This is a genomic window from Listeria cossartiae subsp. cayugensis (assembly GCF_014229095.1).
Lineage (GTDB): Bacteria > Bacillota > Bacilli > Lactobacillales > Listeriaceae > Listeria > Listeria cayugensis.
The window spans coordinates 409,710-422,273 of sequence record NZ_JAARZC010000003.1 but is presented as its reverse complement, the minus strand read 5'-3'; the positions used below and the strand labels follow the sequence as shown (position 1 = coordinate 422,273).

The window sequence follows — 12,564 nt, the reverse complement described above, 5'->3', positions numbered from 1 at the left end:
TAGCAAAAAGCCCTTCTCTTGAATCGAGAAAGGCCCGTCATGTTATTTTTTATTGAGCAAGGATAAGCAAAATAAACAATCTTCATCATTGCCACGCGGGCTGCCGAAATGTACATTGCAAACATGAAACCCTTCCTTGTAAAGTTGGACAAGATTGTCATAACCTTCCCCTAGTTCAATCATTTGCTGCATTGCTTCTTTGCGGTTGGGCGCCATCACACCATGCTCAGCCTCTGTTTCGGCTTTAGGTTCTGGTGTCGCTTCATCCGTCAAAGAAAGTCTGCGTCGTAAATGCTCGTTTTCAAGGTTTAATCGGTTATTTTCTTCCAACATTTCGCCTAAGTTTGTCTTTAGATCTCCAAGTTGCTGATACAATTCGCCAATTCGCTCCTCCATATTACTGACTGAGTCAAAAATAGCTTTTTTATCCAATTTTTTCACCTCAAGACTTTGCCGGTTGTTTTAGAAATTCGTTGTATGGGCGTAATTCGTCCAGTTCGTATTCTATAACCGTCTCTTCTTCGGGCAAACTCACTTGTAAGATTCTTGAAAGCAAGTTGATTCCCGAAACACGTGCTTCTGTGCCTTCTGGAGTTTTTACTTTTACACCAACGTCAGGCATTTCACGTTTTGCTTGCTCATATTCATCGTTCTCATATTTCAAACAGCACATTAAACGTCCACATAAACCAGAAATTTTCGTTGGATTAAGGGATAAGTTTTGGTCTTTCGCCATTTTGATGGAAACGGGTTCGAAATCGCCTAGGAACGTGGAACAGCACAGCATACGACCACATGGACCAATCCCACCAAGCAATTTCGCTTCATCACGAACACCAATTTGGCGGAGTTCGATGCGAGTCCGGAAAACAGACGCCAAATCTTTCACGAGCTCCCGGAAATCGACACGACCTTCCGCAGTAAAGTAAAAAATGATTTTATTACGGTCAAAGGTGTAATCAACATCAACCAAACTCATCTCAAGTTCGCGTTCACGGATTTTTTCATCACATAATAAAAAGGCTTTCTGACATGAATCGCCATTTTCAGCAACACACTTATAATCCGCCTCGGTTGCAACACGAAGTACTTTTTTAAGCGGTAAAACAACATCTTCTTCGTCCACATAGCGCGGCTCAATGACTGCTTTACCAAATTCAATTCCTTGTGCATTTTCAACAATAACACCTTGGTTTTCTGTAATTTCCAGTTCGCCAGGTGAGAAATAATATATTTTACCAACGTCTTTAAAACGGACGCCTACAATTTTAAGCATAGCGATTACCTCCCTTGGATTTCCAGAACTAACTGCTCCATTAGAAGTTGCGTGTTCATATTGGAATCCAGTTTTGATTTCGCAGCGAGAATCTTCTCGATTTCCCCTGTGGTTTCGGACAGTGATTTGCGCAGTGCATCTTGTCCGAGCATTTCTTTTTGCGCAGTACAAATTGGTTCGTAGTTCTCTTCAAGTGTAAGGTGCAGCCGGTCACGGTACAGCAGTAACAACAATTCGAGCCCAAGCGCCATCTTGTCTTTCTCTTTAAAAAGTGGCATCCATGATTCTTGAATGATAATTAACGGGCTGGTCCCTTGATGGTGAATTCCTTCGTACAACTTGATGACTACATTTCTTGCCTCACCAAACCACTCACTCTCTTCAAACGCCTTCGCTTGCTCTACACTTCCAGTAATGCTAGCATAAATCCGCGCTTTTTGTTCGGAAATGCCTGCTGCTGTTAGCGAAGCGAGTAGACTATCAAAAGTCAGTGATTTAAATGTGACAGGTTGCAGTCTTGATTGAATCGTTGGCAAAATTTGCCCGGGATTTGTTGTTAAAAATAATAATAACAAACCGCCTTCTGGTTCTTCTATAAATTTCAGCAGACTATTGGCTGATTGCACAGTCATTTTTTCTGCATCGTAAATGATAACTACCTTTTGATCTGATTCCATCCCACGTTTGCTTAATTCTTGCTTCAACGCGCGAACCTGATCAATCTTTATACTAGCTCCATCTGGCTCTAGCAAATGAACATCCGGATGATTATGACTCGCTATTCTCGTACAATTGGCACACTTCCCACAAGCAAGTTCAGTCTCAGTTCTTTCTAAACAAAAAAGGCTCTGAGCTAACCAAAGTGCTGTGCGTTTCTTCCCTGTACCACTTGATCCTTCCAGTAAATAGCCGTGAGATAATCGATTTTCGCGGACACTTTTTGAAAAAATCTTCATGACCACTGGTTGCATCACTGTAAGTTCATCCTGTAATCCCACAAAAAACTTCCTTTCTATCCATATTGTAATATTATACCATGACCAAGCCTAAATAGCTTCGGAATTTTAACAAAAAAATAACGACGAATTTGTTAACTAATATTACATTTTCAATAAATTAACTTTTTTTCCAAAATTTAAATGGACAGTACACCTTTTTGAGCATAGAATATAAGAAAAGTAGTTATTATACTTAGACTTAAAGGGGCTGTCTGGTATGAATGAATCGAACGGACGTATGGAACTGTATTTAAGGGCTCATACCGAAGAAATCATTAACAATTGGTTATCAAAAATTTATGAAAATGAAAATACGTATACTAGCTTTGTTTACTCGCCGCGCTACAAAGATGAACTGCGCGCTGATAGTGAACAAACCGCTGACCTAATCATTTCTTACTTCACTGGTAAAAAGGCTTTCTTTGAAAAACTGGATAAATGGCTCGATAACATGTACGCGCGTCGTATGGAAAATGAAGTGCCACTACCTGAAGTTATTACTACCCTAGATAAACTGCGCCGCGAATTTGTAACTGCTGTTGGTGATTTTTGTATTCATAATGATGAAGTGTCTAAATGCGACTTTTCATCAAGTTTGGCGATGGTTAACCACGGATTTGACCGAATCAACGAGGCCTTCTCGGCAATGTACTACAATGACATCGTTCAACATTTAGAACAACAACATCGCTTAATTGAAGAAATTAGCACCCCAGTCATTTCAATTACGGACAAATTAGCGATACTTCCTTTAATGGGACGAGTGGACCGTGACCGGGCAGACAAATTATCCGAAATCACGGCAAACAAATGCGTTCACCTTGGCGTGGAACAACTTTGTATTGACTTGTCAGGAATTACATCTTTTGACGATGCACTTGGAGAAATGCTCAACAACTTGGTAACCGTGCTCAAATTGCTTGGTGTCGAAGCATTCATTTCCGGCATTCAACCACAAATGGCACAACAGATTAACCGTGTTGATTTAAACTTATCTATACCGGCCTATCATTCATTGAAGGCTGTTTTGCAAGATCAGACTAGAACTATATGAAAAAACCGTAAGCACTGTATAAGTGTGCTTACGGTTTTTTGTTATTTTCAAAGCATAAAAATACGATAAATCCATGCTTGCGCTATATTATTAAGCATTATACAATAAAAGAAAACTAGTTAATCAAACGGGAGGACACTATGCCAACTACGAAAAAAAATAAAGATATACTTGCTCTTGTTTTTTCGATCATCTCATTTTTTGTACCATTTGGATTAATCATCGCTATTATAACTCTTATCTATAGTAACCGTTCAATTCGAGTAGAAGTTACATCTATTAACAAAACGACTAAAGTATTATCTATCATTAGTATTATATGTTCTGTTTTGATAATTATTTCTGCTATCGTTGGAGTTATTACTTTTTATAGTTAAAAAATTTAATGCAAAAAACCGTAAGCACATTAATAACGCGCTTACGGTTTTTTATTATTTTCTTCTAAGTGCAATTAGGCCGCTCGCTGAAATCGCTACGAGTAACAGTCCCCAGCCGTTAACAAGTGGGGTATCGCCGGTTGTTGGAAGTTTTATAGTGGTTGTGCCTGGTTCGGTTGGTTTTGGGCTTTCCTTGCTAGGTTCTGGTTTGTTAGGTGTGACTGGTACTTCTGGTTTTGCTGGAGGCACAGTCGGTTCATTTGGTACTGGTGGTACTGGAGTTGGCGGTATTGGGGTTTCTGGTGTGTTTTCTTTTGTTACTTTTACTGGTTGATCTGTTTCGCCTGCTACGATTTCGAAAATGACTGGGGTTGTATCGATTTCATAACCAATAGGAGCTTTGGTTTCCACAAATTGGTAGGTTCCTGGCACTAAATCTGTTACTGTTAGGATGCCATTTTCATCCGTAGTTAGGCCGGTTTGTAAGATGTTTCCTTGTTTATCTTGTAGTTCAAATGTTGCTCCGGCTAGGGATATTTTGGTTGTGGCATCTAGTTTCGTCAGTTCTACGGAGCCGGTGTTAAGAGTGTTTTCTTTTGTTACGGTAATCGCATTGTTGTTTTCGTCAATAGTGAATTCTACTGGTGTCACATCAAGCTTGTAGCCATCCGGAGCTTTTGTTTCGATTAATTGATAAGTGTCAAATTTCAGGTTGGCAATACTAAGTTGCCCGCTCGCATCCGTTGCAATGTTTTCTTGTAAAATAGTACCTTTTGAATCCACTAGTTTGAATTCTGCGCCAGCGAGAGTTGCTTTTGTTTTCGCATCTTCTTTCGTGAGTGTGACTGAACCAGTTGTACCGTCCGCGTCACCGCCACCTCCTGATGCTGGTGTCCAAGTCAATGTTTGTTTCGTGGCAAAATCGATTCCCATTAATTTGGCGGTATTATCGTACTGAGTGGACTTCCCGCCATCTGTCGCGGTTGTTGTATAAGAAATTTGCACGGAATCTGTTAGCGTTCCTAAATCTACTCTGAATCCATCGCTCGTTGCAGAAAAATTGGTGCTGGAAATCGGCGTGCCTGCTGTAAATATTCCGTCTGCTGAATACGTTCCGTGAAACGCTTTGATAGAATCAAAATTTAATGTTTGTTTGGCGCCGATGATATCCGTGAAAATGGCACTCGGAATGTTCACTTTGGCGTAGTTCACTCGAACAACCCAATGGATCAAACTTGGATTATTAGCATCGATCCAACCATATTTGAATAGCGTTTCTGTTGGGCCGACTGTTTTTTTTTCGCCAACTTCTACCTCTATTCCAGTCGTTCCATTTTCAAGAGGAAATTCCAAATTAATCGTTTCATTTCCAGTAATTATTTTTTGGTTAAAAGCGGTCCAGAAATCTAGCTCCCCTTTAATATCAGAATGTTTTTCTACGTAATCACTGAAAACGAGTGTCACTTGATTTGTTGCCGCTTTCACAGTAGCCGTTCCAACTATTTGTCCTTTATTATCTTTCACGTCAAAAGCAAGGTCCGTTGCCAGCGCTAATTGACTTGGCAAAGTGAAATCCATTGTGTCGCCTGCTTTTACGTCTGTTGAATTAGGAATCGACCAGGTGTAATGTACATCCATGTTGTCATAGTAACCAAAATCTGTTTGTGGTACACCATCTTTATCTAAAAGTTCTACTGTGTTTAAAAATTGCGAGCCATAACTTGTTGCCGCTTTTACAACAGTTGTTTGGAAAATGGTGCTAACAATAATTAAAATACTTAGTAATGCTAAACCTACTTTTTTTAGAAAGTTTCCGTTTTTATTCATTACAATTTCATCCTTTACTAATGAAGTTTTGTTATTATCACACATCATATGACAGTGGAGTAACTTCAAGCTATATCACTTTTCGGCAGTATCGCTATTAAATCAATTTCTTTATGAACTTTTAGTGACAATTTTAAAGGACTATATGTTATAAAGTGCTTAATTAGACAAAAAAGCCGAAACTCCTTTATGGGAAGCTTCGACTTTTTATAACTATTTTCAGGCTCTAGCTTAATCAAAATTTTCTGCGCAGGGCAAAATTCTATTTTTACTACTGTTTTTACCGGTCGAGTACGAGCATTTGAATTGCTTGTGCTACACCGTCCTCGTTATTGGTCGTTGTCGTATAGTTGGCAATTTCTTTAATATGCTCCGTCGCATTTCCCATCGCAACGCCCATTCCAGCGTATTCAATCATCGTAATATCATTTTCTTGGTCGCCGATACTCATGACTTCACTTTGATTTACACCTAATTTATCAGCTAAACTTGCGAGAGCTGATCCTTTGTTTACACCTTTTTGCAAGAATTCCAGATTATATGGGACGCTACGAACTACATAAAATTTGTCTTTGATTGTCGCTGGTAATTTTTTAATAACATCTGTGATTTTTTCTGGTGAGTCTAGCAACATTACTTTCGAGACGTGGATGGACTCGGGAGCTTCCTCAACTGGCAAATGATATAGAGGCGTTTGTAATAATAGCGAATCCTGGCAAGTAATTTCTGTGATTTTGCGACTTGGAACATACATGTTTTTGCCGTCAAAATAAGTAACATTGACATTTTCAGCGTGGCAAAATGCGTAAATTTCTTCTAATTCTGTTTTATTAAGGGTAATATCTGCTAATGTTTTTTCGGAAGCAGTTTCTAAAACAACCGCGCCGTTAAAGGTGATCGCGTAGTCACCGACATCTAAAAGATCTAGTTCGATTAAGCTTTTTTTAATTCCGGCGAGCGGACGACCTGTACACAATACAACTTTTACTCCTTTTTCTTTTGCTGCTTTAATAGAATCACGCACTGCTGGAGTGATTTCGTGCGCGTCATTTAATAATGTGCCATCAATATCTATCGCAATAATTTTATACATAATTTCCTCCCAAAAATGACTAATTACTTCTATTCTACTAGAAAATCAGCTATTCCGCCAAAATCCATTCACTTCTTGGGAAATCTCGGCCGTGCTCTTCACTGTTTTTGCATGGTTCCAGTGCGCAGGGAATAATGCTCGGTAGTGATTGGCGGAAAAACGTTCTTCTATGAGCAACACCACCCCGCGGTCCGATTCTCCACGAATCACGCGCCCAACAGCTTGGAGCACTTTATTCATCCCCGGAATTTGGTAGGCATAGTCGAAGCCACGCCCAATCGTCTTGTTATAGTAATCTTTAATTAAATCCGATTCATGATTCAGTTGCGCAAGACCCACGCCCACAATCGCCGCACCAATCAGTCGCTCGCCACGAAGATCAATTCCCTCAGAAAAAACGCCTCCTAAAACGCAAAATCCAACGAGTGTTTCTTCATTTTCTGCTTGAAACTCTCCCAAAAAATCGTCCCGCTGCTCTTCATCCATCGCGGTTTCTTGTTTCCGTACCCGGACATCTGGGTATTTTTCGTTAAATAAGTCGTATACATTTTGTAAATATAGGAAGGATGGGAAGAAAAATAAATAGTTCCCAGTTTTCCCAGAAGCCAGAGTATATAGAGCATCCACAACAGCCTCTAGACTTGTTTCGCGCATTTGATATTTTGTGCTTATATAATCAGCCACAAGCAAGTGCATATTTTTTTGCTTAAAAGGGGAAGCGAACATCATTCGGCTCGTGTCTTTTTCACCACCGAGCACATTTGCATAGTAATCGATTGGTCGAAGTGTTGCTGAAAAGAGCACCGAGCTACTTCCGAGTTTGAGTTTTTCTGATAGTAAGAAAGCTGGGTCCAAGCATAGCTGTTTTATGTCTAAATCGCCGCGACAACTCGTAATTTGCGTAACGTAGCGCTCATCATAAAACTCTGCAATTGTCAGGTATCTCAGGCTTTCAAAGTAAAGCTCTAGCACATCTGCTTGTGATTCCGACTGAGTATTTTGCGGCAGCCATTCTTTCGCTACAAATGTGAATTTCAATACTGCATCGTTCCAATCAGCCAATTTTTCTTTTTCCACGTAAATCGTTTCGCCTAAGTCTGTTAGCTTTTTATTGAGCATAATCATTTCTTTATTCATTGCATTTACCGAATTTAATAAGCGTTTGTTTAATTTTTTATCCAGGCCGCGTTTCACTTGCATAACCAACGATTTTCGTAGCGTGGCTGAATACATCGAGCGTGCGCGGTCTACTAAATTGTGCACTTCATCTACTAAAAATGTATATTTTCCCGGACCTTCTGCAAAAAAACGCTTTAAATAGACGACCGGATCAAATAAATAATTATAATCGCAAACAATCACATCACAAAAAAGCGCTACATCGAGCGACAATTCAAACGGACAAAGCGTGTATTTCCGGGCATATCCCTCTACAACCGGCCGCGTAATTGCTTCTTCCGACTGCAACATATCAAACAAAGCTTCATTCAAACGATCATAATAACCACGCGCAAATTGGCAATGATCTGGCTCGCATTTCCGCTCATCTAAAAAGCAAATCTTGTCTTTCGCCGTAATTGTCACACTTCTGGCAGCTAAACCTTTGCGGCGCATTTCATCGAGTGCATCTTCGGCAACTTGTCGTGTAATCGTTTTTGCCGTGAAGTAGAATAATTTATCGGTTTTTCCTTCACCCATTGCCTTAACTCCTGGGAATAAAGTCGACATCGTTTTGCCAATACCAGTTGGAGCTTCACAAAATAAACGCTCTTCCGAAGACACCGTCCGGTACACCGCAATCGCAAGCTCTCTTTGCCCATTTCTATAGCTATCATATGGAAAAGTTAATTCTTGAATCGTTTTATTTCGCTTCATTTCCCACGCCGCCGCTGCTTTTGCCCAAATCGCGTATTTTGAAAGTAAATCGTCTACAAAAGTACTCATTTCTTCGCGACTCATGACACGTTGAAATTGTTTTACTTCTTTATCAGTTACTTGATAATACGTTAATTGTAGCGTAACTTCTGCCAAATTTGACTTTTCAGCGAGCATAAATCCGTAACAAATCAGTTGCGCCCAGTGAAGTGGCCGGAAATCTTCGGTAATTTCTTCCATTGGCGTTTCGGTTGTTTTAATTTCATCTATCATTTGCCCGTTAATAATGCCATCTGCGCGGCCATCGAGCGAAAAAGCAACCTCATCCACTACTCGGTCAATGTTCAACCGGACTTCTGCAACGTATTCTTCTCCCGCTTCTTTTTGGAGTAATTGATGAATTTTTGTTCCTTCTAAGGCGCGATCTGAAGTAGTCATTCGGCTATCAATACTACCGCTTCTCTGAACAAACTCGACTAAACGCCTCACTGAAATCTGCACTTTTTTCATCAATAAACCTCCTTTACAATCCAGTTGAATTATAACACAGAACCTACGTTCGTAACAATTTAATAAAAAATACTATTTTTGGACTTTTGCACCAAAACGGGCTAACCCCTTCATTACCGCAACCAAATCACACTTTTTTCTTAAAAATAGACTTTATTTAATTTAAAAACTTCACATTTTAGAAACATTTATCCATAAAATACTACTAAACTGCATACAACGCACTTCCTGCATTCTGATACAATTATGTTTACAAAAGACTTGAACAAGATTGGAGAAACGTCATGCAAAAGACTTTATATAATTACCAAGAATTCATTCGTCTGTCCCATGAAGGAAAAATTGCATATGAAAAAGTAGAGGTACCAAAAAACGCCAGCTTGTTAACTGAAAAAGCTGACGTTGATAATTACATTTATCTTGTAGTCGATGGATATATCGCTTTGCTTTTGAACGATGGTAAAGAGCATTCGAAAATTTACTCTATTCAAGGCAAAGGAACATTTTTAAATTATTTTACGTTACTGGATCAAAGTAATAATCGTTTTAATTTTAAAACACTTTCTAAATGCTCGCTTTATAAGTATTCTAAAATCGATATGGAGTATTTTCTTTCCATGTTTCCTGAGAATTTTGGGTTTCAGTTTTTCATAATGAAAAACCAGACTACTCACGTTTACTTTAAAAGTTTAATGGCGAGTAGTCCGGCTTCTGAAAAACTTAAAATCACATTTTCGAATATGGCTATGCTTCATGGTTCAACTATAGATAATCATACTGTTGTGCTACCTCAAGAGATTAAAACAAGCCATCTACTTTCTTATAGTAATCTTTCGAAAAGCTGTTTTTATAAAGATTTACAAGCACTAAAACTAACGAACCAGATTGAAAAGAAAGAGAAAAACTGGATTATCCATAATGAAGAACTCTGCACGGCGATACTAAATGGTGAAACTTCAATCTGACAATTACTTACGAACCACTTTTAAAATAAGTGTCGAAATAACGAAAAGCACAATAAACATTAACGTAATCGTTGCGCCTGGTGGGGTTCCTAGTTGGTAAGAAGATACAAGACCTGAAAACATTCCAACTAAACCAATTAGAATAGCACTAATAACACACATCAGGAACCCTTTTGAAATGCGCATGCCGATTGCTGCCGGAAGTATAATGAGCGCTGATACTAGTAACGCTCCCGCTATTGGCATAATGACCGCAATCGCAATCCCTGTAACCACACTGAATAACAGCGAAATCAAACGCACCGGAACTCCCTCTGCAACCGCCACATCTTCGCTAAAAGTCAGCACAAACATAAACCGTTTAAACACGAGAAACAACACTACGATAGCCACCCCTAAAACGACTAACAACTCTACTTGCGCCTTACTTATTGTCACAATCGAGCCAAATAAGTATTGCTGCACACTTGTCGTAATCCCACCTTGATCCAAACTCATCAACACTAACGCCACAGCTAGTCCACCAGCCATAAGTATCGCAATTGATAACTCAGAATAAGTTACATAAACACCGCGCAAATATTCAATTCCTAGCGCCGAAATTACTACTACAATCAGCGTCGTGATACTTGGATTCACATTTAAAACTAACCCAAAAGCAACACCAGCAAGCGACACATGCGACAACGTGTCTGCCATCAGCGACTGTCTTCGTATAATTAAGAAAACCCCTAAAAGTGGCGCAATAATCGCAATAATCATTGATGCTTGGAAGGCTCTTTGCATAAATCCATAGAGAAACATTTCCATGACACATCCTCCTTTCTAACAAGACGAATATGCTTATCCACATAATCTTCCATTTCTTCACTATCATGTGTTACCATCAAAATCGCTTTATTATGAACTTGCGCTTCATGCTTCAATAAATCATAAAAGCGAATTTTACTCTGTTTATCCATCGCGGTTTGTGGTTCGTCCAAAATCAAAATATCTGGGTCTGTCGCGAACATTCGCGCCAAGCAAATCCGCTGCTTTTGACCGCCAGATAGCTCGCCGATACGTTTATGGCGATAATCCCACATTTCTACAGATTTTAGGGCTTTTTCGACATGCGCATGATCTTTTGCAGTCAGTCGTTTGAACCATTTACCATTTGGAAAGCGCCCAGACCTCACTAATTCAAGGACCGTACTAGGAAAACCCGCATTAAATGAAGCAATTTGTTGTGGTACATAACCTGTTAAAAGCCGACCGCCATCTGCATTCTTTTTCGCAAAAGTGACAGAACCTTTGTCTGGACGCAAAATGCCCAAAATAATACGGAGCAGTGTTGATTTGGCTGCTCCGTTTTCTCCTGTTAGTATGATAAATTCTCCCGCACTCACTTGAAATGAAATGTTTTCAAGCACTGGCTCGGATTCATATTTAAAACCAATATTGGCTATATCGATATATTTCATTTGATCGCTTCCTTATTTAATTGTTTTTTGCAAAGCCTGTAAATTTTGTTCCATATAAGCAATGTAATCCATGCCTTTTTTCTGTTCTTTATCGGTGATTCCTTCGATTGGACTCAGTACTTCGAGAGTTGCGCCAGTTTCCTTAGCGAGCGTTTCTGCTACTTTTGGCGAGGCTACTTCTTCAAAATAAATGGTACTGATGTTGTTGGCTTTCACGTATTTTTGCAGTTCGGCTAATCGCGCTGGACTCGGTTCTTGGTCAGGGGAAAGGCCAGCAATCGCTACTTGATGCAAGTCATATTCTTTTGCTAAATATTGGAATGCTGCATGTTGAGTTACGAAATCGCGTTGTTTCGCGCCTTCAAAAGCTGTTTTAAACTTATTATCGAGTGTTTTTAATTTGTCGGTATAGTTTTCTGCGTTCTTTTTGTATGTATCCGCATTTGTTTTATCTGCTTTTGTTAGGCCTTTCTGGATATTAGCCACTTCTTGCTGGGCCAAGACCGGGCTTAGCCACACGTGTGGATCATGTTCGTGATGGTGCTCTTCTTCCCCATGGTCATGATCATGCTCTTCTTCCGTACCTTCAACGAGCTTAATCCCTTTACTAGCGTCAATTACGGTCAACTTTTTCGAGTCTAAGCTTTTAAGTACACTTGGCACCCAGGTTTCCATGTCTTCGCTGTTATATACAAAAACGTCGGCTTCCTCGATTTTAGCGATATCTTTGGCGCTCGGTTCGTAATCATGCGGCTCCGTCCCAGCATCAATCAACATCTCAATCGAAGCATTATCTCCAGCCACATTTTTAGTAAAATCATACAGCGGGTAAAAAGTTGTCACTACCTTGAGCTTACTCTTATCCTCGCTTACTTTATCACTACCAACGCCACATCCCGCCAAAACTAAAACGAATGCCAACACTGTTACAACTAAAAACGACCATTTCTTCATATTATCTCTCCTTTTTCGTAATGATTACGATTTAAACTCCAAAGCCACACTATGTAAAATGCGATTACGTATCGTAAAACGTAATCATTCTTATTTGCAAGAAATATCTTATCATGTGATTTTTTATGCGTCAAGCTGTTTTTGTAGAAACTATTAATTTGACTTATCTTAT

12 protein-coding genes are annotated in these 12,564 nt (G+C 39.5%); 3 read left to right on the top strand and 9 right to left on the bottom strand.

Annotated features, from left to right (window positions below):
• Positions 1–42: 42 nt before the first annotated feature.
• Genes yabA through holB form a run of 3 tightly spaced genes read right to left on the bottom strand, consistent with a single transcriptional unit; the run spans position 43 to position 2,274 of the window.
• Positions 43–432: a DNA replication initiation control protein YabA gene (gene yabA, locus HCB49_RS11860; protein ID WP_185481378.1), complete on the bottom strand. Its 390-nt coding sequence runs from the start codon at positions 430–432 to the stop codon at positions 43–45.
• A 10-nt stretch (positions 433–442) separates the two neighbouring features.
• Positions 443–1,276 (bottom strand): PSP1 domain-containing protein, encoded by an 834-nt coding sequence (locus tag HCB49_RS11855; RefSeq protein ID WP_185391645.1) that lies wholly within the window; start codon positions 1,274–1,276, stop codon positions 443–445.
• 5 nt (positions 1,277–1,281) lie between these two features.
• Positions 1,282–2,274, bottom strand: a complete 993-nt coding sequence (holB, locus tag HCB49_RS11850) for a DNA polymerase III subunit delta' (protein ID WP_185605057.1) — start codon at positions 2,272–2,274, stop codon at positions 1,282–1,284.
• A gap of 217 nt (positions 2,275–2,491) precedes the next feature.
• Between holB and HCB49_RS11845 the strand changes: the two genes are divergently transcribed.
• Complete coding sequence (locus HCB49_RS11845; RefSeq protein WP_185605056.1) at positions 2,492–3,328, top strand: STAS domain-containing protein; 837 nt, start codon at positions 2,492–2,494, stop codon at positions 3,326–3,328.
• A 140-nt stretch (positions 3,329–3,468) separates the two neighbouring features.
• Positions 3,469–3,705 carry a hypothetical protein gene (locus HCB49_RS11840; RefSeq protein ID WP_185605055.1) on the top strand — a complete coding sequence of 79 codons (237 nt, stop codon included), beginning with the start codon at positions 3,469–3,471 and terminating at the stop codon, positions 3,703–3,705.
• A gap of 54 nt (positions 3,706–3,759) precedes the next feature.
• Here the strand turns inward: HCB49_RS11840 and HCB49_RS11835 are convergent, their stop codons facing one another.
• From HCB49_RS11835 to HCB49_RS11825, 3 genes are all read right to left on the bottom strand, one after another.
• The gene (locus HCB49_RS11835; protein ID WP_185605054.1) at positions 3,760–5,532 is read right to left on the bottom strand and encodes a SpaA isopeptide-forming pilin-related protein; all 1,773 of its coding nucleotides are present in this window, start codon (positions 5,530–5,532) and stop codon (positions 3,760–3,762) included.
• A 280-nt stretch (positions 5,533–5,812) separates the two neighbouring features.
• Entirely contained in the window at positions 5,813–6,625 is an 813-nt protein-coding gene (gene yidA / locus HCB49_RS11830) for a sugar-phosphatase (protein WP_185605053.1), read from the bottom strand.
• Positions 6,626–6,670: 45 nt separating this feature from the next.
• Positions 6,671–9,010, bottom strand: a complete 2,340-nt coding sequence (locus tag HCB49_RS11825; protein WP_185605052.1) for an ATP-dependent DNA helicase — start codon at positions 9,008–9,010, stop codon at positions 6,671–6,673.
• A gap of 284 nt (positions 9,011–9,294) precedes the next feature.
• On the opposite strand from HCB49_RS11825, the gene HCB49_RS11820 reads away from it, so the two are divergent.
• Positions 9,295–9,975 carry a Crp/Fnr family transcriptional regulator gene (locus HCB49_RS11820; protein ID WP_185605051.1) on the top strand — a complete coding sequence of 227 codons (681 nt, stop codon included), beginning with the start codon at positions 9,295–9,297 and terminating at the stop codon, positions 9,973–9,975.
• A 3-nt stretch (positions 9,976–9,978) separates the two neighbouring features.
• On the opposite strand, the gene HCB49_RS11815 is transcribed toward HCB49_RS11820, so the two are convergent.
• From HCB49_RS11815 to HCB49_RS11805, 3 genes are read right to left on the bottom strand one after another with little or no spacing between them, the layout of a single operon-like run.
• Positions 9,979–10,785, bottom strand: a complete 807-nt coding sequence (locus tag HCB49_RS11815; protein WP_185605050.1) for a metal ABC transporter permease — start codon at positions 10,783–10,785, stop codon at positions 9,979–9,981.
• Positions 10,734–11,438, bottom strand: a complete 705-nt coding sequence (locus tag HCB49_RS11810; protein WP_185605049.1) for a metal ABC transporter ATP-binding protein — start codon at positions 11,436–11,438, stop codon at positions 10,734–10,736. Before HCB49_RS11810 ends, HCB49_RS11815 begins: the two co-directional genes overlap by 52 nt.
• Positions 11,439–11,450: 12 nt before the next feature.
• Positions 11,451–12,392, bottom strand: a complete 942-nt coding sequence (locus tag HCB49_RS11805; protein WP_185605048.1) for a metal ABC transporter substrate-binding protein — start codon at positions 12,390–12,392, stop codon at positions 11,451–11,453.
• Between the last annotated feature and the right edge of the window lie 172 nt (positions 12,393–12,564).